General features: G+C 55.0%; 23 protein-coding genes and 1 riboswitch. Of the genes, 13 read left to right on the forward strand and 10 right to left on the reverse strand.

Features of this window, described 5'->3' with window-relative positions; all coding sequences use genetic code 11:
• Nucleotides 1-165: 165 nt before the first annotated feature.
• On the reverse strand, nucleotides 166-1,911 hold the full coding sequence (gene dnaG, locus QNH99_RS03725) for a DNA primase (protein WP_410517307.1): 1,746 nt from the start codon (nucleotides 1,909-1,911) through the stop codon (nucleotides 166-168).
• A 116-nt stretch (nucleotides 1,912-2,027) separates the two neighbouring features.
• The gene (gene rpsU, locus QNH99_RS03730) at nucleotides 2,028-2,243 is read right to left on the reverse strand and encodes a 30S ribosomal protein S21 (protein WP_001144069.1); all 216 of its coding nucleotides are present in this window, start codon (nucleotides 2,241-2,243) and stop codon (nucleotides 2,028-2,030) included.
• A gap of 278 nt (nucleotides 2,244-2,521) precedes the next feature.
• Here rpsU and tsaD point away from each other — a divergent pair, with 278 nt between their 5' ends.
• Complete coding sequence (gene tsaD / locus QNH99_RS03735; protein WP_410517308.1) at nucleotides 2,522-3,535, forward strand: tRNA (adenosine(37)-N6)-threonylcarbamoyltransferase complex transferase subunit TsaD; 1,014 nt, start codon at nucleotides 2,522-2,524, stop codon at nucleotides 3,533-3,535.
• A 34-nt stretch (nucleotides 3,536-3,569) separates the two neighbouring features.
• Here tsaD and plsY read toward each other — a convergent pair whose 3' ends face one another.
• A complete protein-coding gene (gene plsY, locus QNH99_RS03740) occupies nucleotides 3,570-4,169 on the reverse strand; it encodes a glycerol-3-phosphate 1-O-acyltransferase PlsY (protein ID WP_063880976.1) in 600 nt (199 codons plus the stop codon).
• A gap of 108 nt (nucleotides 4,170-4,277) precedes the next feature.
• Between plsY and folB the strand changes: the two genes are divergently transcribed.
• Together folB and bacA are read left to right on the forward strand one after the other, a co-directional pair.
• On the forward strand, nucleotides 4,278-4,637 hold the full coding sequence (gene folB / locus QNH99_RS03745; protein WP_063880975.1) for a bifunctional dihydroneopterin aldolase/7,8-dihydroneopterin epimerase: 360 nt from the start codon (nucleotides 4,278-4,280) through the stop codon (nucleotides 4,635-4,637).
• A gap of 193 nt (nucleotides 4,638-4,830) precedes the next feature.
• Entirely contained in the window at nucleotides 4,831-5,649 is an 819-nt protein-coding gene (gene bacA / locus QNH99_RS03750) for an undecaprenyl-diphosphate phosphatase (RefSeq protein ID WP_063880974.1), read from the forward strand.
• A gap of 32 nt (nucleotides 5,650-5,681) precedes the next feature.
• On the opposite strand, the gene QNH99_RS03755 is transcribed toward bacA, so the two are convergent.
• Both QNH99_RS03755 and QNH99_RS03760 read right to left on the reverse strand, forming a co-directional pair.
• Complete coding sequence (locus QNH99_RS03755) at nucleotides 5,682-6,899, reverse strand: multifunctional CCA addition/repair protein (protein WP_410517309.1); 1,218 nt, start codon at nucleotides 6,897-6,899, stop codon at nucleotides 5,682-5,684.
• Nucleotides 6,900-7,056: 157 nt separating this feature from the next.
• The gene (locus tag QNH99_RS03760) at nucleotides 7,057-7,677 is read right to left on the reverse strand and encodes a TIGR04211 family SH3 domain-containing protein (protein ID WP_063880972.1); all 621 of its coding nucleotides are present in this window, start codon (nucleotides 7,675-7,677) and stop codon (nucleotides 7,057-7,059) included.
• Between the two features lie 265 nt (nucleotides 7,678-7,942).
• Between QNH99_RS03760 and QNH99_RS03765 the strand changes: the two genes are divergently transcribed.
• The 3 genes from QNH99_RS03765 (at nucleotide 7,943) to hldE (ending at nucleotide 13,630) form a co-directional block, all read left to right on the forward strand.
• Nucleotides 7,943-9,253, forward strand: coding sequence for an inorganic triphosphatase (locus tag QNH99_RS03765; RefSeq protein WP_172897942.1), 1,311 nt, complete (start codon nucleotides 7,943-7,945; stop codon nucleotides 9,251-9,253).
• Nucleotides 9,254-9,282: 29 nt separating this feature from the next.
• Complete coding sequence (glnE, locus tag QNH99_RS03770; protein WP_410517655.1) at nucleotides 9,283-12,135, forward strand: bifunctional [glutamate--ammonia ligase]-adenylyl-L-tyrosine phosphorylase/[glutamate--ammonia-ligase] adenylyltransferase; 2,853 nt, start codon at nucleotides 9,283-9,285, stop codon at nucleotides 12,133-12,135.
• 70 nt (nucleotides 12,136-12,205) lie between these two features.
• On the forward strand, nucleotides 12,206-13,630 hold the full coding sequence (hldE, locus tag QNH99_RS03775; protein ID WP_063880969.1) for a bifunctional D-glycero-beta-D-manno-heptose-7-phosphate kinase/D-glycero-beta-D-manno-heptose 1-phosphate adenylyltransferase HldE: 1,425 nt from the start codon (nucleotides 12,206-12,208) through the stop codon (nucleotides 13,628-13,630).
• A gap of 36 nt (nucleotides 13,631-13,666) precedes the next feature.
• On the opposite strand, the gene ubiK is transcribed toward hldE, so the two are convergent.
• The gene (gene ubiK / locus QNH99_RS03780; RefSeq protein ID WP_410516015.1) at nucleotides 13,667-13,999 is read right to left on the reverse strand and encodes a ubiquinone biosynthesis accessory factor UbiK; all 333 of its coding nucleotides are present in this window, start codon (nucleotides 13,997-13,999) and stop codon (nucleotides 13,667-13,669) included.
• Nucleotides 14,000-14,170: 171 nt separating this feature from the next.
• Nucleotides 14,171-14,319: riboswitch (FMN riboswitch) on the forward strand.
• 110 nt (nucleotides 14,320-14,429) lie between these two features.
• On the opposite strand from ubiK, the gene ribB reads away from it, so the two are divergent.
• Entirely contained in the window at nucleotides 14,430-15,086 is a 657-nt protein-coding gene (gene ribB / locus QNH99_RS03785; protein ID WP_063880967.1) for a 3,4-dihydroxy-2-butanone-4-phosphate synthase, read from the forward strand.
• A gap of 184 nt (nucleotides 15,087-15,270) precedes the next feature.
• The gene (gene ygiD / locus QNH99_RS03790) at nucleotides 15,271-16,053 is read left to right on the forward strand and encodes a 4,5-DOPA dioxygenase extradiol (protein WP_145394970.1); all 783 of its coding nucleotides are present in this window, start codon (nucleotides 15,271-15,273) and stop codon (nucleotides 16,051-16,053) included.
• A 39-nt stretch (nucleotides 16,054-16,092) separates the two neighbouring features.
• Here ygiD and QNH99_RS03795 read toward each other — a convergent pair whose 3' ends face one another.
• The 3 genes from QNH99_RS03795 to tolC all read right to left on the reverse strand — a co-directional run bounded on the left by QNH99_RS03795 (nucleotide 16,093) and on the right by tolC (nucleotide 19,542).
• Complete coding sequence (locus QNH99_RS03795) at nucleotides 16,093-17,253, reverse strand: glutathionylspermidine synthase family protein (protein WP_410517310.1); 1,161 nt, start codon at nucleotides 17,251-17,253, stop codon at nucleotides 16,093-16,095.
• An 8-nt stretch (nucleotides 17,254-17,261) separates the two neighbouring features.
• On the reverse strand, nucleotides 17,262-17,930 hold the full coding sequence (locus QNH99_RS03800; RefSeq protein ID WP_410517311.1) for a DUF1190 family protein: 669 nt from the start codon (nucleotides 17,928-17,930) through the stop codon (nucleotides 17,262-17,264).
• Between the two features lie 142 nt (nucleotides 17,931-18,072).
• Nucleotides 18,073-19,542, reverse strand: coding sequence for an outer membrane channel protein TolC (gene tolC, locus QNH99_RS03805; RefSeq protein WP_063880964.1), 1,470 nt, complete (start codon nucleotides 19,540-19,542; stop codon nucleotides 18,073-18,075).
• A gap of 211 nt (nucleotides 19,543-19,753) precedes the next feature.
• On the opposite strand from tolC, the gene nudF reads away from it, so the two are divergent.
• Genes nudF through parE form a run of 5 tightly spaced genes read left to right on the forward strand, consistent with a single transcriptional unit; the run spans nucleotide 19,754 to nucleotide 24,210 of the window.
• Complete coding sequence (gene nudF / locus QNH99_RS03810; protein WP_096011877.1) at nucleotides 19,754-20,389, forward strand: ADP-ribose diphosphatase; 636 nt, start codon at nucleotides 19,754-19,756, stop codon at nucleotides 20,387-20,389.
• Entirely contained in the window at nucleotides 20,386-20,811 is a 426-nt protein-coding gene (locus tag QNH99_RS03815; protein ID WP_063880962.1) for a DUF1249 family protein, read from the forward strand. The genes nudF and QNH99_RS03815 overlap by 4 nt, the downstream gene beginning before the upstream one ends.
• Before the next feature lie 42 nt (nucleotides 20,812-20,853).
• Nucleotides 20,854-21,681, forward strand: coding sequence for a 3',5'-cyclic-AMP phosphodiesterase (cpdA, locus tag QNH99_RS03820; RefSeq protein WP_063880961.1), 828 nt, complete (start codon nucleotides 20,854-20,856; stop codon nucleotides 21,679-21,681).
• A gap of 3 nt (nucleotides 21,682-21,684) precedes the next feature.
• Nucleotides 21,685-22,266 (forward strand): esterase YqiA, encoded by a 582-nt coding sequence (yqiA, locus tag QNH99_RS03825; protein ID WP_063880960.1) that lies wholly within the window; start codon nucleotides 21,685-21,687, stop codon nucleotides 22,264-22,266.
• A 48-nt stretch (nucleotides 22,267-22,314) separates the two neighbouring features.
• Nucleotides 22,315-24,210, forward strand: coding sequence for a DNA topoisomerase IV subunit B (gene parE / locus QNH99_RS03830; RefSeq protein ID WP_063880959.1), 1,896 nt, complete (start codon nucleotides 22,315-22,317; stop codon nucleotides 24,208-24,210).
• Between the two features lie 65 nt (nucleotides 24,211-24,275).
• On the opposite strand, the gene QNH99_RS03835 is transcribed toward parE, so the two are convergent.
• The gene (locus tag QNH99_RS03835) at nucleotides 24,276-24,584 is read right to left on the reverse strand and encodes a putative quinol monooxygenase (protein WP_063880958.1); all 309 of its coding nucleotides are present in this window, start codon (nucleotides 24,582-24,584) and stop codon (nucleotides 24,276-24,278) included.
• Nucleotides 24,585-24,590: the final 6 nt, after the last annotated feature.

Raw genomic sequence — 24,590 nt, forward strand, 5'->3', positions numbered from 1 at the left:
TTTATGTCGGGCCTGGCTTACTCGCCATTTTTGTCTCTGGAAGTGCTCGTCATCCTCACGTACTTGAGTACGCTAAGGTAACGGCACAGAAACAAACCATGCTTCGCCCATCAAATTTTTAAGCCTGCCGCTTCGGTTACAGGAAGCAGCAGGCCGGATAATGCATCATTTCTTCGCGAAGGCCTGGCTCAGTGTCCAGAGTTCGCGGCGCTCGTCGCTACTCAGCCCGTGCGTGCGTTCACGCGCAATCAGGAACTCCAGTCGTTCTTCCAGTGCCGAGTCATAAATGCTCGCAAGGGAGTCCTGAAATACCGCTTCGCTTTCCTCATCCACTATCATGTGGTTCCAAACGGCCAGTGTTTCAAGCGTCTGGCTAAAATTTGTTCCGCGATATAACTCTAGTAGCTGACCTGTGGTCAATCCAGGATTCTCGTTACAACGCGTCACTAATTCGATAAATAGCGGTAAACCGGCCATTTTCGACTCGGCAAGCCCATCCAGAGACGGCACCAGTGTTGCCAACTGCGGATTCTGGATCAGCAGCGCCACTAATACACGCATCGTGGTGCGTTTGAGTGGCGGGGCCACCGGTGCGCTTCCGCCCGGTGCCTGCTTCGGCATCAGCTTTTCAAGCTGAGAGTCATCCAGAATACCTAATTTGTTACCCAGCTCCTGACGCAGATAAATGCGCAGTGTTTCACCGGGAATCTGTGTGATCAACGGCAGCGCCAACGTACTTAAACGTGCTTTGCCGTCGCGAGAGCTCAAATCTACCTGAGGTAGCAGGCTGTCAAAAAGAAACGAAGAGAGCGGCATCGCCTGCTCCATCCTCGCCTCAAATGCGGCTTTACCCTCCTGGCGAACCAGCGTATCCGGGTCTTCGCCGTCGGGTAGAAACATAAAGCGTAGCTGACGACCGTCATTCATGTAAGGCAATGCTGTTTCAAGTGCACGCCATGCGGCTTCACGTCCGGCACGATCGCCGTCATAACAGCAAATCACGTTGTCCGTACTGCGAAACAGCAGCTGAATATGTTCAGCCGTCGTGGATGTCCCCAGCGATGCCACCGCGTAATCCACGCCGAACTGCGCCAGGGCAACCACATCCATATAACCTTCAACCACCAACAAGCGTTTAGGCTCAGGATGATTTTTTAACGCTTCATACAGACCGTAAAGTTGACGGCCTTTATGAAAAACAGGCGTTTCAGGTGAGTTCAGATACTTAGGCGTATCATTACCCAGCACGCGGCCGCCAAAGCCGATGACGCGGCCTCGCTTATCGCGAATCGGAAACATCACGCGCTCGCGAAAGCGGTCATAAACCCGGCCTTTGTCATTACTGACCAGCATGCCTGCTTCCATCAACGACTCGCGATCTTCAGGCTGTTTGCCAAAGCGTTTCAGGACGTTGTCCCAACCGGCGGGCGCATAGCCAATCGCAAAATGGTTGATGATGTCGGCGCTCAGACCGCGATGCTCAAGATAACCGCGAGCTGACTGGGCGCTGGATTGCTGCAAACTCTGCTGATAAAACCCGTTCAGGTTTTCCATCAGTTGGTACAGGCTCTGGCGCTGATGGCGTTCCATCGGGCTTGGCCCGTTGCCGGCTTCGTAAGGTACGTCTAAACCATGGGATGTGGCTAACTCTTCGATGCTCTCAACAAACTCAAGCCGATCATAGTTCATCAGAAAATCGATGGCGTTACCGTGAGCGCCGCATCCAAAGCAGTGATAAAACTGCTTTTCGCCATTTACGGTGAAAGAGGGCGTTTTCTCATTATGGAAAGGACAGCACGCGTGATAATTTTTTCCCTGCTTTTTCAGCTTAACGCGAGCATCGATTAACTCCACGATGTCCGTGCGGGCAAGTAAGTCATTGATAAATACGCGTGGAATTCGTCCTGCCATAAGCCCCGTTTTTTCAGCTCATAAACGACAACAAGCCGCGCTTCCTTTCGGAAAGCACGGCCTTTTACTTGACTCGGTCTGCGTTTATCACGCTGTGGAGGCGAACCTCCGGGAAATTAGTACAGACGAGTGCGGCGTGCGTTTTCGCGAGCCAATTTTTTGGCATGACGCTTAACTGCAGATGCTTTAGCGCGCTTACGTTCGGTCGTTGGTTTTTCATAAAATTCACGACGACGAACTTCAGCTAAAACGCCTGCTTTCTCGCAGGAACGCTTAAAGCGACGCAGTGCTACGTCAAATGGCTCGTTTTCACGTACTTTAATTACCGGCATGTAACTCTCACCTCAATAAAATTCGGTTTTGCTGCTGACTGCGGCGTCAGCACATTTCAAAATGGTGCAGCATTTTACTCCAACTCGCGTCGGCTTGTAAAGCACCATGGATAATTTAGAACCAACAGGAGCGATTGCCTGTGCGGCTGCCGGTTTTTTCCAGGGGCGGAAGTATAGCGCACTCTTTAGGCAGCGGAAAATGACTTTTTGCGTGGATGGGGTCCTCTTTTCACACAAGGGCTATGCTAAACTGCGCGCCGCAAGAATGAGGTGAAGCCATGCGAATTCTGGGTATTGAAACATCGTGCGATGAAACCGGCATCGCAATCTATGATGACGAGGCTGGCCTGGTGGCCAACCAGCTATACAGTCAGGTAAAACTGCATGCCGATTACGGCGGTGTAGTGCCGGAACTGGCATCGCGCGATCACGTACGCAAAACAGTGCCCCTGATCCAGGCGGCGCTGAAAGAGGCGGGTTTGCAGCCGCAGCAGATTGATGCGGTGGCGTATACCGCAGGCCCGGGTTTGGTGGGCGCATTACTGGTGGGCGCCACGATTGGGCGCGCGCTGGCGTTTGCATGGAAAGTTCCTGCCGTGCCTGTGCACCATATGGAAGGGCATCTGCTGGCACCGATGCTCGAAGAGAATCCGCCACCGTTTCCGTTTGTGGCATTGCTGGTTTCAGGTGGTCATACCCAGTTAATCAGCGTCACCGGCATTGGCGAATACGAACTGCTGGGCGAGTCGATTGACGACGCGGCAGGGGAAGCCTTCGATAAAACCGCCAAATTGCTGGGGCTGGATTATCCTGGCGGTCCAATGCTGGCGAAAATGGCGCAGCAGGGCACCGCTGGGCGATTCACGTTTCCGCGTCCGATGACCGATCGTCCTGGGCTGGATTTTAGTTTCTCGGGCCTGAAAACCTTTGCGGCGAATACCATTCGTGGCAATGACGACGACGAGCAAACCCGGGCCGATATCGCGCGGGCGTTTGAAGATGCGGTGGTGGATACGCTGGCGATTAAGTGCAAACGCGCACTGGATCAAACCGGCTTTAAGCGTCTGGTTATTGCGGGCGGCGTCAGTGCAAACCGCACTCTGCGCGAGCAGATGGCCGTGATGATGCAAAAGCGCGGCGGAGAAGTCTTTTATGCCCGTCCTGAGTTTTGTACCGATAACGGCGCGATGATTGCTTATGCCGGCATGGTACGCCTTAAAGGCGGTACGCGGGGTGAGCTTGGCGTCAGCGTCAGGCCGCGTTGGCCACTGTCGGAACTGCCCGCCATTTGAAATAAAAAAGCCGGTTAGCCGGCTTTTTTTACGCTTAGGGTTTCTTTTTCCGCTTCCAGATTTTGCTTTCCTGACCGCGCCACAGGCGCTGAATATTGTCATGATGACGCAGCAAAATCAGGCAGGAGAGCATAGAAACCGGAAAGGTGAACTGGGGTTTAAACCACCAGACATAAAATGGCGCAATCAGCGCGCTGACAATCGCCCCAAGCGATGAGTAGCCGCTCAGCAGCACGGTCAGCAGCCATGTTCCCGTCATCAGTCCGGTCAGGTCCCAGCCAATCGGGGCGATAGCACCAAAGGCGGTCGCCACACCTTTCCCGCCGCGAAAGCGAAAGAACACCGGGTAAATATGGCCCAGACAGGCGGCTATCGCCGTTAAGCCCAGATAAAGGGGTGAGACATGAAACAGGTACGCCAGCCACACGGGCACCATACCTTTCACAATATCGAACACCAGTACAGACGCAGCCGCCAGCTTGCCGCCAATACGCAGCACGTTGGTTGCGCCCGGGTTGCCTGAACCGTGGGTGCGGGGATCGGGTAAACCGGCAAGTTTGCAGACCAGAATGGCACTGGAAATTGAACCGCACAGATACGCGAAAATAATCATACCAAGCGCGAAAGCACTCATAACACCGTCCCGTTTCCTTTGGGGTCGTTTTGATCACGTCAAGCATGGATAATACGCACAATCTGCCGGAAGTGGTATCCGGCGCGACCAAAAACAGAGAGCATCATCATGGATATCGTCTTTATTGAACAACTCACCGTCTTCACCACCATTGGCGTTTACGACTGGGAGCAGGGAATACAGCAGAAGCTGGTGATCGATGTAGAGATGGCGTGGGATAACCGCCAGGCGGCCGCCAGCGACGATGTGAAAGACTGCCTGAGCTATGCCGACGTCTCCGACGCGATCCTGACGCATCTGACAGGACAGCGTTTTGCCCTGGTCGAGCGCGTAGCGGAAGAAATCGCGGATCTGTTGATGAACCGTTTCAATTCGCCTGGTGTGCGTATCAAGGTAGCAAAACCGGGCGCTGTGGCGCAGGCAGCGCAGGTTGGCGTGCGTATTCAGCGCGGGACTATTCCTAAATAATTACGATGTGATTGCCATCACAATGAAACCAAACCAAATTATTGTCTGTCTCAGGTGGTGCCGTTTCGTTGCGACTGACTAAACGGCGATTGAGCTTAAGGTTTTATTCAGAGTGAAGCAGATAAGATTAAGGCGATAGCGCTGCTGCTAGCGCCTTTTTAATGGTTTTAAAACGGACAGAGGGAATACATTGATGGCAGATCTTCATCAGCTGTGGGTAGCTGCAATCCTGGGCGTGGTCGAAGGGTTAACCGAGTTTTTACCGGTCTCTTCCACCGGGCACATGATTATCGTGGGGCACCTACTGGGCTTTGAGGGCGATAAAGCGGAAACCTTTGAGGTCGTCATTCAGTTAGGTTCCATTCTTGCTGTGGTCGTGATGTTTTGGCGGCGTTTGTTTGGATTAATCGGTATCCACTTTGGTGAAGTCAAACACGAAGGCGTGGGAACGGGCCGCTTAACCCTGATTCATATCCTGTTGGGGATGATCCCCGCGGTGGTGGTCGGGCTGGCGTTGCACGATCAGATTAAAACCTTGTTTAATCCGATTAACGTGATGTATGCGCTGGTGGTCGGCGGCTTACTGCTGCTGGCGGCGGAATTCCTGAAACCCAAACAGCCAAAAGCCGTCGGCGTGGATGATATTACCTATCTTCAGGCGTTTGCGATTGGCTGCTTCCAGTGTCTGGCGCTGTGGCCGGGCTTCTCGCGTTCAGGTGCCACCATTTCAGGTGGGATGCTGATGGGCGTGAGCCGCTATGCCGCATCCGAGTTCTCGTTTATCCTGGCCGTCCCGATGATGATGGGTGCCACAGGGCTGGATCTGTACAAAAGCCTTGGCTTCCTGTCGATGGCCGACTTCCCGATGTTTGCCGTTGGCTTTATCACCGCCTTTGTTGTCGCGCTGCTGGCCATCAAAGTCTTCCTGGAACTGATCAAACGTATCTCTTTCGTGTCGTTTGCCATCTACCGCTTTATCGTGGCGGGCGCGGTCTACATGATTTTCATGTAAGCCATTATGACGCGGCCGGGTGACTGGCCGCGTTAAGCTATGCGTTGTTCGACCGCGGCAATACGCCGTCGCGTTAACTCTTCCCGCACCTCAATGCCTTTAAATCCTGCCTCAACCACCGCCTTAGAGGACACCGCCTGAGCCAGTGCAAACGCACGTCGCAGGTAATCGCCTTGCGGATAAGGCATGCTGGCAAGACCACCGCGTCCGCGGGCATCCGCTTCACTACACAGCGCCAGTTGGTTCACCCGTTCGGGTTTGCGCCAGGCATCAAGACGGTCAAATAACGCAACCAGGGATTCAGCAGGGCGCTGCTCAATGGTATGCATCATGTCGTGGAACTCCGTCACCAGCAGCGCTAAATCACGAATCGCATTGGGCACGCGTAAACGCTGGCACAGTGCGGCGACCAACGGAACGCCCGCTGCGCCATGCCCATGATGGCTGGGCCATTTCTCCACGGGAGTTAATGCCTTACCGACATCGTGGAACAGCGTCGCAAAACGCACGTCGATGGCGTCTGATAAGGCCGCTGACAGGGTTAAGGCCATCAATGTATGCACCCCGGTATCGATTTCAGGGTGCCATCTGGCGGGAGCGGGGACGCCGTACAGGTTATCTATTTCCGGAAACAGCACCCGTAAGGCACCGCAGTCACGCAGCACCTGGAAGTAGACCTGAGGATTATGCGAAGTGAGCGCTTTTTCCGTTTCTTTCCAGACGCGTTCGGCCGTGAGATCGGCCAGTTCGCCGCTCTCCGCCATTTGTTGCATCAGGGCCTGGGTTTCATCGGCAATGCGGAAGTTGAGATGGGCAAAGCGCGCGGCAAAGCGTGCAACGCGCAGCACGCGCAGGGGATCGTCACTAAAGGCATCGGACACGTGGCGCAGCTGACGGGCAGCGATATCCTGTTGCCCGTGATAGGGATCATAAAGCTCACCCTTCTCATCCTGGGCGATGGCGTTAATCGTCAAATCGCGCCGCTGTAAATCCTGCTCCAGGGTGACGTCCGGTGCCGACCAGGTGGTAAAACCGGTATAGCCTTTGCCGTTTTTCCGCTCGGTACGTGCCAGCGCGTACTCTTCCCGGCTGTCGGGATGGAGGAACACGGGGAAATCGCGGCCTACCTGCTGATAGCCTTGTTCCAGCATGATTTCTGGCGTCGCGCCAACCACCACCCAGTCTTTGTCTTTAACCGGCAATTTCAACAGCGCATCACGTACCGCGCCGCCAACAAGAAAGGTCTTCACGCACAACTCCAGAGATAAATAAGTGAACTGCGCGTCCGGGGGCTTCCGGCACCTGAATCCAGACGGGCACGAACTCTATTGTTGCACAAATTCGGCATATTGCAGACAGGCCAAAAGGGGCATCTGGCGATCCCCTGATAGCGAGCTGTGATGCAGACTAGTTCATCCAGCGATCGTTTTTCTTCCGGCGCGGCACCATATGCGGCAGCAGCAGACCGAGCAGCAGGCCCACACCGAGCACGCCGCCGCCATACATAAACCACTGCATGATGATCGTGCGCTGCTTGTCATCCAACTGAACGTTGGCGGCGCTGACTTTCTTCTGGGCCACAATTAGTTCGTTTTTAAGTTTCTGATTTTGCTCTTTTAAGCCATTAATCACGCTGTCGCTGCTGGCGACTTTATTCTGCATTTCTGCCGTGCGCTGGTTCCAGCTGTTATCGATATTCGCTAACTTAGCCGTCAGGTCTTTTACCTGTTGCTCCAGCTGTGGAACCCGGGTGCGCAGGCTGGGGTTTTCACTCAGCTGCGACAGTGGGATCCAGACGGTACGGCCTTCGGCATCGCGCACCTGACCATATTTGGTGGCGTCATTGGTCTGCAGCAACTGGACTTGTTCACCGGCGTTCAGCTTGCCGAGCAGGCGAAACTGATCGCCAGGGCCGCTGCGAACCCAGGTGGATAATTCGTCAGAAACGTAACGTTTTTCATCAGCGTGAGCAGGTGCAAGGGTGCTGAGGGCCAGCAAAGTGATTCCAGTGAGTGTGATTTTTTTCATTAGATTTCGTTTTGCTTAAAATGAAGATAATTTACCGGCACAGTCTGTAGAGGCTTCGCATAAATCTGAATGAGAACTATCCTGGTCTCATGACAGTGCGAAAAGGGTAGCGAAAGCACAAAGAAAGCAGAGACAGCCCGGCTTCTGTGCATTACTCTTCGCCTGAAAACCCCTAACCTTCAGCTCAGTGGATGCAGCAGAAGATAACCTGAAACAGGTAGGGAATATATCCTCAAGTACCAGCGGCGTTAGTGAATAAAAAAATATGACCATCGAGATCGAGCTTAAGTTCATTGCTAAACCAAATGCTGCCGGGAAACTGGCAGAACGGCTGGCGGCATTCCCGCATCAGCATCAGGCTGCCCGTCAGCTGACCAATATCTATTTTGAAACCGACGATAACCAGTTACGTCGATGGAATATGGGATTACGCATTCGTGGCGTGGACCAGCGCTACGAAATGACGCTGAAAACCGCCGGCACCACGCTGGGCGGGCTACATCAGCGAGGCGAATACAACGTTGATCTGACCGAACCGACGCTGGACATCAGTCGTCTGCCAGCCGACATCTGGCCGGAAGGCACCGACGTTGCGGCATTACAACAGCGCCTGCAGCCGCTGTTCAGCACCCATTTTGAACGTGAGATCTGGGTGGTCACGGCGGGCAGCAGTGACGTTGAAATTGCCTGCGATCGGGGCGAAGTCACGGCGGGGGAGTTTAGTGAACCCTTGTCAGAGGTTGAGCTTGAGTTAAAAGGCGGTCAGCGCAGCGAGATGCTGACGTTTGCCCGGCAGTTAATTGCCGTGGGCGATCTGCGAATGGGCAGCCTGAGCAAGGCTGCGCGTGGTTATCAGTTAGCGAAAGGCAATCCGCCGCGTGAGTTAAAACCCTTTCCGCTGTTAAAAGCGGGGCCGAAAGCCACGGTGGAAGAGGGCATGGTCGCGGCCATGGCGGCAGGTCTTGACCACTGGCAATATCATGAAGAAGTGTGGCTGCGTGGCAACAAGCGGGCCAGGGAAGCGGTGCGTGAGGCGCTGGATGTGCTGCGTCAGGCATTCGCGCTGTTTGGTGCGTTAGTGCCGCGCAAGGCCAGCAGCGAGCTGCGTCAGAAACTCACTACGCTGGAAGAGACGCTGTTGAACGAGGATGTTGACGCCGACAGCTTCTGTTTTTCTGCCCTCTCTGTGGAAACCCAGTTAGCACTTACTCACTGGTTAGCCGAGTCGCACTGGCGGCAGTGGATTGATGAAAAAGGACAAACCAAGCTGAACGGCTCCTTTAAACGCTTTGGCGATATCATGCTGGGCCGCATCAATGCCGACCTGAAAGAAACCTTCAGCACCATTCACCAGACTAACGAGTATCAGGACAAGGCCACACGTCTGGATCGGCAGTTGCTGGCGGTCCATTTACTGGCGGGCGCCTACTCGCCGGACGCGGTGCACGACTGGCTGGCACCGTGGCAGCAGCTGCAGCGCGCAATCAGGGATCAGCAGCACGCCAGCCTGGATTGGTTAAAGGCCCAGGCCATGAAACAGCCACCATTTTGGCTAACCAGCGGCTCGCCACGCTGAGTCACACCGCACGCTATCAGGGAGAGAACATGTTGCCATCCTTACCCAACCTATTGCGCACGCAGGCCGCGCAGGCCGTCGAACAGCTCGGTCTTGCGGATTCCGCCCTGAGTGAGGCACAGCTTGCCGGTCTGGCGTTCAGCGACTTTGTGCTGGATAACCTGCAGCAGAATCCGGACTGGTGGCAAGCCATCGCCGCGCAGTCGCCTCAGGCCGACGAGTGGCAGCAGTATACGCAGTGGTTGGACAGTGACATGGCAGCGGTAGACAGTGAAGCCAGCCTGATGCGCGTGCTGCGCCTGTTTCGTCGTCGCATGCTGGTTCGCATTGCCTGGATGCAGTGCTTACATCACGCCACGACAGAGCAGACGCTGCAGCAGTTAAGCGTGTTAGCCGAGGTGCTGATCGACGCCGCGCGCGCCTGGGTTTATCAGGACTGCTGCCGCGAGTTTGGCACGCCCTGCAATGCCGCAGGTGAGCCACAGCCGCTGCTGATCCTCGGTATGGGTAAGCTGGGCGGCGGCGAGCTGAATTTCTCGTCGGATATCGACCTGATTTTTGCCTGGCCGGAAAATGGCACGACGCGCGGCGGTCGCCGTGAACTCGACAATGCGCAGTTTTTTACCCGTATGGGCCAGCGCCTGATTAAGGTGCTCGACCAGCCCACGGCGGACGGTTTTGTTTACCGGGTGGATATGCGCCTGCGTCCGTTTGGCGACAGCGGGCCGCTGGTCATGAGCTTTGCCGCTCTGGAAGATTATTACCAGGAGCAGGGCCGCGACTGGGAGCGGTACGCGATGGTGAAAGCCCGGCTGATGGGCGATGAGCAGGATCGCTGGAGCCAGGAGCTGCAACAGATGCTGCGGCCCTTTGTTTATCGCCGTTACATCGATTTCAGCGTGATCCAGTCGTTGCGTAATATGAAAGCGATGATCTCGCGCGAAGTGCGCCGCCGTGGGCTGAAAAACAATATCAAGCTGGGTGCCGGTGGGATACGTGAAACGGAATTTATCGTGCAGGTGTTTCAGCTGATTCGCGGTGGACGTGAGCGCTCGCTTCAGCTCAGAGCCTTGTTACCCACGCTGTCGGCTATTGAATCCCTGGCATTGCTGCCACCTGAACAGGTTGCTGCACTGCGCGCTGCCTACCTGTTTCTGCGCAGGCTGGAAAACCTGCTGCAAAGCCTGACAGACGAGCAAACGCAAACGCTGCCGGAAGAGGCATTACCGCGCGCCCGTCTGGCGTGGGCGATGCAGTGTGATGACTGGTCCATGCTGAGCGCACAGCTGGACACGCACATGGCCGCCGTGCGGGCCATTTTCGATGAGCTGATCGGGGAAGATACACCGGATGTTGGCGATCGGCCCGAACTGGCCGATTTCAATATGCTCTGGCAGGACAGCCTGGAGGACAGTGAGCTGGCGCCGCTGGTGCCGCAACTGGATACCGCGCAGTGCCAGGCACTCAATCAGGCGCTGGAGGCGTTTCGCCAGGATATCAGCCGCCGTACCATCGGCCCGCGTGGTCGCCAGGCGCTGGATCAGCTCATGCCACGGCTGCTGAGTGAAGTGTGTTCACGCAACGATGCCCCGGTGACCTTCAGCCGACTGGCACCGTTGCTGCTGAGCGTTCTGACCCGCAGCACCTATCTTGAACTGCTGACCGAGTACCCCGGTGCGTTACGTCACCTGATTCGCCTCTGTGCGGCCTCGCCGATGGTGGCAAGCCAGCTGGCGCGTTATCCCCTGCTACTGGATGAGCTTCTTGATCCCGCCACGCTGTATCAACCCACCGCCACCGATGCCTATCGTGATGAGCTACGTCAGTATCTGATGCGCATTCCCGCTGATGATGAAGAACAGCAGCTTGAAGCATTGCGCCAGTTTAAACAGGCACAGCTGTTACGCATCGCGGCGGCAGACATTGCAGGCACGCTGCCGGTGATGAAAGTGAGCGATCACTTAACCTGGCTGGCCGAAGCCATCATTGAATCGGTGGTGCAACAGGCATGGAATATGATGGTACAGCGCTATGGCCGACCGTCACACCTTGTGCATGAACACGAACGGGGCTTCACGGTATTGGGCTACGGCAAGCTGGGTGGATGGGAACTGGGCTACAGCTCGGATCTCGATCTGGTTTTCCTGCATGACTGCCCGCTGGAAGCGGTTACGCAGGGAGAACGCAGCATCGACGGCCGTCAGTTTTATCTGCGGCTGGCGCAGCGCATCATGCATCTGTTCAGCACCCGCACCTCGTCCGGTATTTTGTACGAAGTAGATGCACGACTGCGTCCGTCGGGGGCGGCTGGCATGTTGGTCAGCACCTTTGAAGCCTTCGACGACTACCAGCGCAATGAAGCCTGGACATGGGAGCATCAGGCGCTGGTTCGGGCCCGCGTGGTGTTCGGTGAGCCCGCCTTGAGCGAGCGCTTTAGCGCCATTCGCCGTGCCATTCTCTGTCTGCCTCGCGACGCAACGGCGTTGCAAACCGACGTCAGAGAGATGCGTGACAAAATGCGCGCGCATCTGAGTAATAAGCACAAAGGCCGCTGGGAAATCAAAACCGACGAAGGCGGCATTACGGATATCGAGTTTATCGCGCAGTATCTGGTGCTGCGTTACGCGGCCGCGCAGCCCGCCTTAACGCGCTGGTCGGACAATGTGCGGATTTTTGAACTGATGGCCACCCATCAGAAAATGTCAGATGAGGAAGCGGCTGCGCTTACCCATGCTTATGTCACGCTGCGCGATGCGCTGCACCATCTGGCGCTTCAGGAGCAGCCGGGGCATGTTGAACCCGACGCATTCGCGCAGGAAAAACAGGCGGTGAACGGCAGCTGGCAGCGCTGGCTACAGTCACCACAATCTCTCACGGCGTGAGGCTGATAGCACCTGTCGCAACTGTGTTATCATCCGCGCACTATTTTGAATGCAGTCTGGAGTGTCTGGAATGAAAGTTACTCTGCCCGCGTTCGGCCAGGCCTCGGTGCTGGTCGTCGGCGATGTCATGTTGGATCGTTACTGGTACGGCCCCACCAGCCGTATTTCTCCTGAAGCCCCGGTTCCGGTGGTGAAAGTAGAAACCGTTGAAGAACGCCCAGGCGGCGCCGCTAACGTGGCAATGAACATTGCTGCGCTGGGTGCCGGTTCCCGCCTGATCGGACTCACCGGTGAAGACGATGCGGCTCAGGTACTGAGTAAAACGCTGAAAGATGTTCGTGTTGACTGCGATTTTGTCACGTTAAAAAGCCATCCCACTATTACCAAACTGCGTGTGCTCTCGCGCAATCAGCAGCTTATCCGCCTGGACTTTGAAGAAGGGTTTGAGCAGGTTGATGCCGCCCCGATGCACGAAAAAATGCGTCAGTCGCTGTCCCGCAGCGGTGCGGTGGTGCTGTCGGATTACGGCAAAGGCGCGCTGGACAGCGTTCAGCAAATGATCACGCTGGCACGCGAAGCGAATGTGCCCGTGCTGATCGATCCAAAAGGCACGGATTTTGCGCGCTACCGCGGTGCGACGCTGCTGACGCCCAACCTGTCTGAGTTCGAAGCCGTGGTCGGCAAGTGCAAAACAGAAAACGAGATTGTTGAACGTGGTATGCAGCTCATCGCCGACTGCGACCTTTCCGCCCTGCTGGTCACCCGTTCTGAGAACGGTATGACGCTGCTCCAGCCCGGCAAGGCTCCGCTGCACCTGCCTACGCTGGCGCAGGAAGTCTTTGACGTTACCGGCGCCGGGGATACCGTGATTGGCGTGCTGGCCGCAGCATTAGCGGCAGGTGACTCGCTGGAAGAAGCCTGTTTCCTGGCTAACGCTGCCGCAGGCGTGGTAGTGGGCAAGCTCGGCACCTCGACCGTCAGTATCGTCGAACTGGAAAACGCGATTCGCGCGCGTCCTGAACGCGGCTTTGGCATCATGACCGAAGCTGAACTCAAAGACGCCGTTGCGATGGCACGTCAGCGCGGCGAAAAAGTGGTAATGACCAACGGTGTCTTCGACATCCTGCACGCCGGGCATGTTTCGTACCTTGCTAATGCGCGCAAACTGGGCGATCGCCTGATTGTCGCGGTAAACAGCGATGCGTCCACTAAGCGCCTGAAAGGCGACAGCCGTCCGGTGAACCCGCAGGAAAACCGCATGATTGTGCTGGGTGCGCTGGAAGCGGTGGATTGGGTGGTGCTGTTTGAAGAAGACACGCCTCAGCGTCTGATCGCCAGCGTGCTGCCCGATCTGTTAGTGAAGGGCGGAGATTACAAACCTGAAGATATCGCGGGCAGTAAAGAAGTCTGGGCAAATGGCGGTGACGTACGCGTGCTCAATTTTGAAGATGGTATCTCGACCACCAACATCATCAAAACCATTCGCGGCGACTGAATGATGATGGCGGGAGCCTGCGCGCCCGCCATCCCTTTATTTAGTGGTCTTGTCAGCAGGGTTGGCTGCCGGAACGATTGCCGGTGCCGGGCCGGGTGTGCTGGTGGCAGCGGGCGCGGCAGAAGCCGAACTCTTGCTTTCCAGCTGAGCCAGACGTTGCTCCAGCGCCGCCAGTTTTTCCCGCGTACGCAGTAACACCTGAGTCTGTACATCAAACTCTTCGCGGTTGACCAGATCCATGCGGGTCATTTGTGCCTGCAGCGTCTGCCGGATTTTCTTCTCGACATCATCGCCAAATTCACGAACTCCCTTCGGCAGCGCGTCATGAACCTGACGGGCCATTTGTTCAATTTTTTTCGTGTCGATCATGATGGTTTCCTGATTACGGGTTGCTATGGCAGCATTTTACCAACGCTATGGTGACTTAAGTGTAATGCCTGAATTGAAAAGGTTAAACCTGAAATCCTTAGCGCAAAAAATGCTAAAGCAATAATGGCTTTCTGCATTGCCGCCCCGAATGGGAAGCGTTATAGTTAAAACGCTTATTCTCAGGGCGGGGCGAAATTCCCCACCGGCGGTAAATCAGCCCAGGCTGACAGCCCGCGAGCGCTTCACTCTCATGGTGAAGGTCAGCAGATCCGGTGAAATTCCGGGGCCGACGGTTAAAGTCCGGATGGGAGAGGGTAACGACATTTGTCAGGCATTATGTCTGTTTTGCGTCATTGCTACGTCTTTAAGGCGTCACTCCTAAGCTTGCCCTGATTCTGGTAACCCAATACATTTATAAGGTTTTATTACCATGAATCAGACTCTACTTTCTGAATTTGGCACGCCGAAACAGCGTGTAGAACGTGCTATCGCAGCGCTACGCGAAGGTCGCGGTGTGATGGTGCTCGACGATGAAGATCGTGAAAACGAAGGCGATATGATTTTCGCCGCTGAAACCATGACCGTCGAGCAGATGGCGCTCACCATTCGTCACGGCAGCGGCATCGTTTGTCTTTGCCTGACCGAAGAACGCCGCCAGCAGCTGGCGTTGCCGATGATGGTGGAAAACAATACCAGCGCCTACGGCACGGGTTTTACCGTCACCATCGAAGCGGCGAAAGGCGTTACCACAGGTGTTTCCGCCCAGGATCGTCTCACCACTATTCGCACCGCCATTGCCGATAACGCGAAGCCAGAAGACTTAAACCGTCCTGGCCACGTTTTCCCGCTCCGTGCACACGATGGCGGCGTTCTGGCCCGTGGCGGTCATACGGAAGCGACCATTGATCTCGTTACGCTGGCGGGCTTTAAACCTGCAGGCGTGTTGTGTGAACTGACGAATGACGACGGCTCGATGGCCCATGCGCCTGAAGTCATCGTCTTCGCGAAACAACATGCTATGCCGGTGGTTACCATCGAAGACCTGGTCGCCTATCGTCGTGAGCATGAAACGCGTCAGGCCAGCTAAACGTTTTCTCATCAGGCCAGATATTCTGGCCTGATTGTTTCACCCGGCACCGCCCGTTTTCCCCTCTGTTTTACCCCTCAATATTATTCAAATTTCCTGAAAGACAACATCATGCTTATCCGCGTGATAACGTCTGCAAACAGCGTATCGTAGTGTTCATTGAGTGAACATATTAAGGATCGCTATGAACCAGGTACGTATGCCGGCACTGTTTTTGGGACACGGCAGCCCGATGAACGCGCTAGAAGAAAACCGTTACACCGAAGCCTGGCGTCAAGCCGGTGCCACGCTGCCACGACCACGGGCGATCCTGGCCATTTCGGCTCACTGGTACACCCAGGGAACGGCGGTCACCGCGATGGAGAAGCCGCGCACCATCCATGATTTTGGCGGTTTTCCGCAGGCGCTGTTTGATACCCGCTATCCCGCGCCGGGTTCGCCTGAACTGGCAAACGAAATCGCTGAGATATTATCGCCTGTGCCGGTTTATCAGGACCATGCATGGGGATTCGATCACGGCTCGTGGGGCGTACTCATTAAAATGTATCCTGAGGCGGATATTCCGGTAGTCCAGCTTAGTATCGACAGCGGCAAGCCTGCGGCCTGGCATTTTGAGATGGGCAAAAAGCTGTCTGAACTGCGCGATCGCGGTGTCATGATCGTTGCCAGCGGCAATGTCGTGCACAACCTGCGTAAGGTTCTGTGGGGCGGCGGAAACGCTTATGACTGGGCGACAGGATTCAACGACTATGTGCGCGATAATCTGGCGGTTCAGGCCGAGGCGGATGCACATCCGCTGGTGAATTTTATGCAGCATCCGGATGCGGCGTTATCCAATCCGACGCCGGAACACTTCCTGCCGCTGCTGTATGTGCTGGGATCTCGCCATGCAGACGAGGCCGTCACCGTCCCTGTCGAAGGTATGGAAATGGGCGCTATCAGTATGTTGTCGGTGCAGGTCGGCTAGCGTGAAAACAGGCCAGCGTGCTGGCCTGGATAAGAACAGTCAGTCGATGAACGCGTGCGGATAAAAACGCGAAAGATCCTGGGTGATCAGGTCGCGATCTTCACGCAGGCCGATGCCTGCAGGCTGATCGTCTATCAACCAGCTGCCAATCAGGGTGTAGCTGTCACCAAATTTTGGCAGAGGGTGAAACTGCTGGACGATCATGCCTTCTTCGCCGTAAGGACCGTCCACACGGGCGATCTCTTTGCCGTTTTCCACAATACGAATATTGGCACCTTCGCGCGAGAACAGCGGTTTGACGACGTACTTGTCCATCGGGGGCACATCGTCTTCGGCAAACCAGGCGGGCAACAGGTTGGGGTGATTCGGGAACATCTCCCACAGCAGAGGCAGCAACGCTTTGTTTGACAGGATGCTTTTCCAGGCAGGTTCCAGCCAGCGTACGCCCGCATCGGCCAGCTTGGTAGAAAACATCTCGCGCAGCATAAATTCCCACGGATAAAGCTTGAACAGATTGCTGATGACCTGATCCTGGGCATCCGTAAACTGGCCTTTCTCCCCCAGCCCTATCTCATCGATGTAGAGAAACTCGCTCGGTAGTCCGGCTTCCGTGGCACAGTCCTGCAAGTATTGCACTGTGCCGCGATCTTCATCGGTATCACGGCAGCAGGCGAAATGCAGCCAGTTAAACCCCTGTTGCTGATGAAGCACCGTGAAGCGGCCGATGAGTTTCTCTTGCAGGCTGTTGAACTGATCGCTGCCTTGCGGCAGCTGTCCAGCGTTGAGCTGATCTTCAAGCCACAGCCACTGAAAAAACGCCGCTTCATACAGCGACGTGGGCGTGTCGGCATTGTTTTCCAGCAGTTTGGCATCGCTTTTGCCGTCCCAGGCAAGGTCAAGGCGCGAGTAAAGCGAAGGCTGACGCTGTTGCCATGAGTCGCGCACGAAGTCCCAGGTGTGCTTAGGGATGCGGAATTTGGTGAGCAGCGCTTCGCTGTTCACCACTTTTTCCACCACCTGCAGGCACATCTGATGAAGCTCGGCGGTGACGTCCTCAAGATAATCAATCTGCGCCAGCGTGAACTGATAGTAAGCATCTTCACACCAGTAAGGCTCACCGTGCATGGTGTGAAAACGAAAACCAAACTCCGTGGCTTTTTCCCGCCAGCCCGGGCGCTCTGAAATCGCGATGCGTTGCATAAACGGGGTTAGCCTCCCAGCGAACGATTAGAGGTGCCGGTGGCACTGCTACGCTGCATACTGTTTTGCTTCGCGACCGTTTCACCAAAGCCACCGCGCGTGATGGTTGAGGTCGTGGTCGGCTTAGGCGCCATGGCGGTTTTAGGAACCGTCATGGTTTTACCGGAAGTGGCGTTACCGTAGTTACGACCGGAAGCATCGACAAACTGACCGTTAGCCGGGCTGTTTGGCGTTTTAGGTGAGAACAGCGGCTGCTGCGCAAAACCTGCTCCGCCGCCCATCATGCGGCCCATCATATAGCCCGCCATCAATGGCATCCAGAAGCTGCCGCTTTGCTGCGACTCGGCGTTAGTGCTGCCCACGCTCGCCTGAGCAGGTGCCTGCTGACACTGGTTTTCACCAAATTCCGCCACACAGTCTTCACGCGTTGCGTATTTCGGTGCGGTGCGTTCAGCTTCTTTTTTCGCATTGTTAAACGCGGTGGTGCATTGCGCATTCTGGCCAGGGTTGGCTTTTGCGCAATCATCAGCGTTCTGATAAAGCGAGACGGTTTCATCGTTTTGTTCACAACCTGCCAGCATAAATACCGCTGATACAGCGATAGCAACAGGCGTTAAGTGTCTTGCTTGCCAGCTCTTACGAAAGGCGGCATAGCGGATCGTTTTAGTCCGTTTCATTATAAATATCCTGTGCCCAAAGGTAGCGCATAGAATAGGGGATGAGTGGCGAGAAATGAAGCTAACGGCCAGGCAGGACGGGGATCTTTACTTAGTTATACGTTTTTAAGAGAAGCGGGCCGCAAAGCAGCCCGCAACCTGATTAGTGACCGAATGGATTACGGCTGCTCTTATGGGCCGCAGGGCGCACTGGCGCCGTCGCGGTTTCTGAAGAGGACGCGATATGATCGTCACCCAACACCTGCTGAACGTTTTGCGGCTGAACGGTTTCAGGTGACGTGGAGATCTCTTTGCCTAACTGGCTGTTGAGAATACCCAGACTCTGCTCGTTTAGCGTACCCAGCGCATAGCTGATGTTCAGCTGGTTAATCAGATAGCTGTAACGGGCATCTGACAACTGCTGTTTCGCGTTATACAGGGTTGAGGTGGCGTTCAGCACATCAACGATGGTACGCGTACCGACCTGATAACCGGCTTCCATTGCGTCTAATGAGCTTTGCGCAGAAACCACGGCTTGTTTGTAGGCCGCAATGCTGCTCGCTGACGCGTTCACGTTGTTGTAAGAAGACCGCACCGTCTGGACAGCGGAACGGTGCGCCGCTTCCAACTGCTCGCTGGCGCTGACAAAGCTGTATTGCGCCTGTTTCACCTGCGAGGTCACGCTGCCGCCGCTGTAAAGCGGAAGCGTAAAGCTCAGGCCGACTTTACTGTTTCCGGTAATCGAGTCGGTTGAGTTTGCACTCTGTTCAGCGCGGCTTCCGCCGTACTTGCTGTTAGACAGGCCGGTTGAGGCAGTCAGATCGAGCGTTGGCAGGTGGCCTGATTCCGCAGAGCGAATCTGCTCACGGGCTAAATCCTGATTCAGGCGAGCAGAAAGCAGATTAAGGTTACGGCTTTCTGCCTGCTTGAGCAGCGAGTTAACGTCATCAGGTTTTGTGGTTTTAAAGCGATCGATATTCAGCGAGGCCAGCGCCAGATAGTCCATGCCGGTGATCTGACGCAGGGACTCCACCGAGTTATCCAGGTTATTCCGCGCTGTCACTTCATTCGCCAGCACGCTGTCATACTGAGCGCGGGCGTTCTGCACGTCGGTAATCGCAACCAGGCCCACGTTGAAGCGCTGAGTGGTTTGATCCAGTTCGCGGTAGATGGACATCTTCTGCGCTTCGACGTAAGAAAGCGTATCAATAGCTTTCAACACGTTGAAATAGGCCGTGGCGGTATTCAGAATCAAATCCTGCTGAGCAACCTGATACGTGACGTCCTGAATACCGGCGGTTTTTTCCTGCAGAGTCAGCGCGCGCCATTTTGACATGTCAAAAATGGTTTGCGTCAATTGCAGTGTGCCACTGGTCGTGTTGGAATGAATACCGCTACTATCACGATAGCCATTGGCATAGCTATAGTCTGCACCCAAACCCAGCTGTGGTAATAAAGGGCTGCGCGCTTCGTTGATTTTCTCAAACGCAGCATCGCGAGTGGCAGCGGAACTCCGCAGATCCGGGTTGCTTAAACGCGCTTGTTGGTAAACCTGAAGCAGGTTTTCCGCCTGGCTGGCGACGCTGAAACCGCCCAGGCTCAGCCCAATAAATAATGGGAGCAGTTTTTTCATTTGCATTCCTTTTGTTGCAGCAAATCGCAATGATAGTGCCGCCGGTAAGCCAAAAATTATCGCAGATTCTAGCAGAGGGCAACTGTGAGATAAGGTGGCTGAACGTGCCATATTTGTGTGTTTCAGGTAAATAACTCAGTAATGACTGTTTGAATGGTGCCTGGGCTTGTGTTTTATCTGTGTCATCCCAATCTGCAAAAGGAACCCAATGATGAAGGACAATAAAACATCACCTGTGACTTTCACAAAAAATGATGTAGAAATTATTGCACGAGAAACAGCCTACGACGGTTTTTTTTCCATCGTTCGCTACCGCTTTCGTCACCGTCTGTTTAAGGGCGGGATGAGCGGGGAAGTGACCCGTGAAGTTTTTGAGCGCGGTCATGCTGCCGTACTGCTACCTTATGATCCCATCCGTGATGAAGTGGTGCTGATTGAACAGATCCGCATCCCGGCCTTTGACTGCAGCCCAACGCCGTGGCTACTGGAAATGATTGCGGGCATTATTGAGCAAGGTGAAACCCCGGAACAGGTAGGGCGCCGTGAAGCCTTAGAAGAAGCCGGTCTGGACGTTGGCCGGGTGAAGCCCGTGTTGAACTATCTTGCCAGCCCCGGCGGCACCAGCGAACGTTTATCGGTGATGGTCGGTGAAGTGGATGCCAGTCTGGCAACAGGATGCCATGGTCTGGAGGAAGAGAATGAGGATATTCTCGTGCATGTGGTCAGCCGTGAACAGGCCTACCACTGGGTGGAACAGGGGATTATTGATAACGCGGCATCTGTCATCGCCTTGCAATGGCTGGCACTGCACCATAAAGAACTTCGAGAAGAGTGGACGCAAAAATGAAACAGCGCTATACCCCTGATTTCCCCGAGATGATGCGGCTGTGCGAGACCAATTTCGCCCAGTTACGCCGTCTGCTACCACGCGATGACGAGGCAGGCGCATCGGTGATCTATCAGGTAAGTGGCGCCCGCTATCAGTTAACAATTGAAGAATCCACCCGTTACACCACGCTGGTCGAAATTCGTCAGACGGTCCCGGCGGTGAGTTACTGGAGCCTGCCGTCGATGTCTGTCAGGCTGTATCATGACGCCATGGTCGCTGAAGTGTGTTCAACACAGCAGATCTATCGGTTTAAAGCGCGTTATGATTACCCGAATAAAAAGATGAATCAGCGTGATGAAAAACATCAAATCAATCAGTTCCTCGCTGACTGGTTACGCTACTGTCTGACGCATGGCGCGATGGCAGTACCGGTTTGCTGATACGTATAATGCATTGAATGGCGTAGAGACGAAGGAAACGCTTTGGATAGCCTGCTAACTCTTCCTGCGACAACGGGGTCCGAGTTTCGGATTCTGCAAGTGACGGACACACACTTGTTCGCAGGAAAACATGAATCGCTGCTGGGAGTGAATACCTGGTCGAGTTATGACGCGGTGCTGGATGCGATCATCGCGCAGCAGTGCGATTATGATCTCATTGTGGCCACCGGCGATCTCTCTCAGGATCACTCGGTCGAAGCCTATCAGCATTTTGTTGAGGGCATTTCGCGCTTGCCTAAACCCTGCGTCTGGCTGCCGGGTAATCATGATTTTCAGCCCGCGATGGTAGATACGCTGGCCAAGGCCGGTATTAACACCCATAAACATGTACTGATGGGGGAACACTGGCAGGTGGTGCTGCTGGACAGCCAGGTCTTCGGCGTGCCGCATGGCATGTTAAGCGACTATCAACTTGACTGGCTCCATAACGCGCTCGCGCGCTTTCCCCTGCGTCATACGCTGGTGCTGCTGCACCATCATCCTCTCGCTTCAGGCTGTACCTGGCTTGATCAGCACAGCCTGCGCAATCCGCATCAGCTTGATGCCGTGCTACAGCACTATCCGCTGGCAAAGACGTTGGTATGCGGCCATATCCATCAGGAAATGGATGTGGACTGGCACGGCCGACGCGTTCTGGCAACGCCTTCCACCTGCGTGCAGTTCAAACCGCACTGCACCAGCTTCACTATTGATACCGTTGCGCCGGGCTGGCGCTGGTTTACGCTGCACGATGACGGTCAGCTAGAGACGGAAGTTAACCGGCTCACCACTCAGGCGTTTTGTCCCGATCTTGACGCTGAAGGATATTGACGGATGAAGGCACTGCTTTACCTGCACGGCTTTAACAGTTCACCGCTTTCAGCAAAAGCCACGTTGTTTAAACAGTGGCTGAGCCACAACCATCCTGATATTGAGATGATTGTGCCGCAGCTTCCCACGTTTCCGGCCGATGCCGCCGCGATGCTGGAAGATATTGTGCTGAGCAACAGCGGGCGCGATATGGGGCTGGTAGGCTCCTCCCTGGGCGGTTATTACGCGACCTGGCTGTCACAGTGCTTTATGTTGCCTGCGGTGGTCGTCAATCCCGCCGTGCGGCCATTTGAGTTGCTGGTGGATTTTTTAGGGGAAAATCAGAATCCCTACACCGGCCAGCAATATGTGTTAGAGTCTCGCCACATTTACGATCTGAAAGTGATGCAGATTGAACCGCTGGAAGCACCTGATTTATTGTGGTTGCTGCAACAAACCGGCGATGAAGTGCTCGATTACCGCCAGGCGCTCGACTACTACAGCGCGTGCCGTCATACGGTGGAAGAGGGCGGAAATCATGCATTTACTGGATTCGAGCGCCATTTCCCGCAAATTCTGGACTTTCTGGGCCTGAATCACTCTTGAGTAACGCGGAAATCGCAACCATTTTCTTCTTCTAATCAGACAGTTACCATGAGTCAATCAAGCTATAATGCGGGTGACATTGAGGTCCTGACTGGCCTTGAGCCGGTTCGCCGTCGCCCGGGAATGTATACCGATACGACGCGGCCTAACCACTTAGGTCAGGAAGTGATTGATAACAGTGTCGATGAGGCACTGGCGGGCCATGCCAGGCGCGTAGAAGTGATTTTACATGCCGATCAGTCGCTGGAAGTCATCGACGATGGACGTGGCATGCCGGTGGATATCCACCCGGAAGAAGGCGTCCCGGCCGTGGAGCTTATTCTGTGCCGGCTGCATGCGGGCGGCAAATTCTCGAATAAAAACTACCAGTTTTCCGGTGGCCTGCATGGCGTTGGCATTTCGGTGGTTAACGCCCTGTCCAAACGTGTTGAAGTCAACGTGCGCCGTAATGGTGAGATCTACTTTATCGCCTTCGAAAATGGCGACAAAGTGCAGGATCTTACCGTAACCGGCACCGTTGCCAAGCGTAACACCGGCACCAGCGTCCATTTCTGGCCGGATGAGCACTTCTTTGACAGCCCGCGTTTCTCGGTGTCCCGCTTATCCCATCTGCTTAAAGCCAAAGCCGTGCTGTGTCCGGGCGTGGAAATTGTCTTTAAAGACAAACTAAACAATACCGAACAGCGCTGGTGCTATGACGATGGCCTGACCGATTACCTGTGTGAAGCCGTTAATGGCCTGCCGACGTTGCCGGAAAAACCCTTTGTCGGCACCTTTGCCGGTGATATTGAAGCGGTTGACTGGGCGTTACTGTGGCTGCCGGAAGGCGGTGAGCTGCTGACGGAAAGCTATGTAAACCTGATTCCCACCATGCAGGGCGGCACCCATGTGAATGGGCTGCGCCAGGGCTTGCTGGATGCCATGCGTGAATTTTGCGAGTACCGCAATATTCTGCCGCGCGGCGTTAAGCTGTCTGCGGAAGATATTTGGGATCGCTGCGCCTATGTGCTGTCAGTGAAAATGCAGGACCCGCAGTTTGCAGGGCAGACAAAAGAGCGTTTATCTTCGCGCCAGTGCGCCGCCTTTGTGTCTGCCGTAGTAAAAGATGCTTTCAGCCTGTGGCTGAACCAGAACGTGCAGGCAGCGGAACAGCTGGCGGAGCTGGCGATTTCCAGCGCCCAGCGCCGTATGCGTGCGGCCAAGAAAGTGGTGCGTAAAAAACTGACCAGCGGCCCGGCCCTGCCAGGAAAACTGGCAGACTGTACCGCGCAGGATCTGAATAAAACCGAGCTGTTCCTGGTGGAAGGGGATTCGGCGGGCGGATCGGCGAAGCAGGCGCGCGATCGTGAATATCAGGCGATCATGCCACTTAAAGGTAAGATCCTGAATACCTGGGAAGTCTCATCTGATGAAGTGCTGGCCTCGCAGGAGGTGCATGATATTTCGGTGGCGATCGGTATCGATCCCGACAGTGAAGACCTGTCTCAGCTGCGCTACGGTAAAGTCTGTATTCTTGCGGATGCCGACTCGGATGGACTGCACATTGCTACATTGCTCTGCGCTCTGTTTGTGAAGCACTTCCGCACGCTGGTAAAAAATGGCCACGTCTATGTGGCGATGCCGCCACTTTATCGTATCGATCTGGGCAAAGAAGTGTATTACGCGCTGGATGAAGACGAGAAAGAGGGCGTGCTGGAGCAACTGAAGCGCAAGAAGGGCAAGCCAAACGTGCAGCGTTTTAAAGGGCTGGGTGAAATGAACCCGCTGCAGCTGCGCGAAACCACGCTCGATCCCAATACGCGACGTCTGGTACAGCTCACCATCAGTGACGATGATATTGACCAGACCTTGCGGGTCATGGATATGCTGCTGGCGAAAAAGCGTTCCGAAGACCGCCGCAACTGGTTACAGGAAAAAGGCGATAAAGCGGACATTGAAGTGTAGTTCGCCGCCAGATGCAAAAAGCCCCGGCCATCGCTGGGGCTTTTTCATGTAAGCGCCGCAAAAAATTATTTACCCGGCTCAAGCACCAGAATTTTCACGTCCGTCACATAGTCTTTAATCGCAGTACGATGGGCTTCCATATGCGGCATCTGCTGATGTTGATCAAGATGGCGTAGCGTTTCCCACTGCTCCAGCATAAAAACCGAATCGGGTGAATTGTGCTTCCACGGCACCTGCGCCTGATGATCGACCAGAGGGCTGTACTGGTGACAGCCTTCTTCTTCCAGCACGGTAGGAATCACCTGGTGAAACGCATCCAGCACTTTCTGACGACAGCCTGGTTTTACACAAATTTCAGCAACGACGGTTAACATTCACTT

Origin of the sequence: Pantoea allii (assembly GCF_046529425.1) — a bacterium.
In the GTDB taxonomy this organism is placed as follows: Bacteria; Pseudomonadota; Gammaproteobacteria; order Enterobacterales; family Enterobacteriaceae; genus Pantoea; species Pantoea allii.

What these genes read in the sequence shown, in the direction of transcription:
- QNH99_RS03835 (WP_063880958.1), bottom strand. Translation starts at nt 24,584, where the DNA reads ATGTTAACCGTCGTTGCTGAAATTTGTGTAAAACCAGGCTGTCGTCAG.
- dnaG (WP_410517307.1), bottom strand. Translation starts at nt 1,911, where the DNA reads ATGGCAGGACGAATTCCACGCGTATTTATCAATGACTTACTTGCCCGC.
- plsY (WP_063880976.1), bottom strand. Translation starts at nt 4,169, where the DNA reads ATGAGTGCTTTCGCGCTTGGTATGATTATTTTCGCGTATCTGTGCGGT.
- QNH99_RS03815 (WP_063880962.1), top strand. Translation starts at nt 20,386, where the DNA reads ATGAAACAGCGCTATACCCCTGATTTCCCCGAGATGATGCGGCTGTGC.
- rpsU (WP_001144069.1), bottom strand. Translation starts at nt 2,243, where the DNA reads ATGCCGGTAATTAAAGTACGTGAAAACGAGCCATTTGACGTAGCACTG.
- ribB (WP_063880967.1), top strand. Translation starts at nt 14,430, where the DNA reads ATGAATCAGACTCTACTTTCTGAATTTGGCACGCCGAAACAGCGTGTA.
- ygiD (WP_145394970.1), top strand. Translation starts at nt 15,271, where the DNA reads ATGAACCAGGTACGTATGCCGGCACTGTTTTTGGGACACGGCAGCCCG.
- folB (WP_063880975.1), top strand. Translation starts at nt 4,278, where the DNA reads ATGGATATCGTCTTTATTGAACAACTCACCGTCTTCACCACCATTGGC.
- bacA (WP_063880974.1), top strand. Translation starts at nt 4,831, where the DNA reads ATGGCAGATCTTCATCAGCTGTGGGTAGCTGCAATCCTGGGCGTGGTC.
- hldE (WP_063880969.1), top strand. Translation starts at nt 12,206, where the DNA reads ATGAAAGTTACTCTGCCCGCGTTCGGCCAGGCCTCGGTGCTGGTCGTC.
- yqiA (WP_063880960.1), top strand. Translation starts at nt 21,685, where the DNA reads ATGAAGGCACTGCTTTACCTGCACGGCTTTAACAGTTCACCGCTTTCA.
- glnE (WP_410517655.1), top strand. Translation starts at nt 9,283, where the DNA reads ATGTTGCCATCCTTACCCAACCTATTGCGCACGCAGGCCGCGCAGGCC.
- nudF (WP_096011877.1), top strand. Translation starts at nt 19,754, where the DNA reads ATGAAGGACAATAAAACATCACCTGTGACTTTCACAAAAAATGATGTA.
- tsaD (WP_410517308.1), top strand. Translation starts at nt 2,522, where the DNA reads ATGCGAATTCTGGGTATTGAAACATCGTGCGATGAAACCGGCATCGCA.
- tolC (WP_063880964.1), bottom strand. Translation starts at nt 19,542, where the DNA reads ATGAAAAAACTGCTCCCATTATTTATTGGGCTGAGCCTGGGCGGTTTC.
- QNH99_RS03800 (WP_410517311.1), bottom strand. Translation starts at nt 17,930, where the DNA reads ATGAAACGGACTAAAACGATCCGCTATGCCGCCTTTCGTAAGAGCTGG.
- ubiK (WP_410516015.1), bottom strand. Translation starts at nt 13,999, where the DNA reads ATGATCGACACGAAAAAAATTGAACAAATGGCCCGTCAGGTTCATGAC.
- QNH99_RS03765 (WP_172897942.1), top strand. Translation starts at nt 7,943, where the DNA reads ATGACCATCGAGATCGAGCTTAAGTTCATTGCTAAACCAAATGCTGCC.
- parE (WP_063880959.1), top strand. Translation starts at nt 22,315, where the DNA reads ATGAGTCAATCAAGCTATAATGCGGGTGACATTGAGGTCCTGACTGGC.
- QNH99_RS03795 (WP_410517310.1), bottom strand. Translation starts at nt 17,253, where the DNA reads ATGCAACGCATCGCGATTTCAGAGCGCCCGGGCTGGCGGGAAAAAGCC.
- QNH99_RS03760 (WP_063880972.1), bottom strand. Translation starts at nt 7,677, where the DNA reads ATGAAAAAAATCACACTCACTGGAATCACTTTGCTGGCCCTCAGCACC.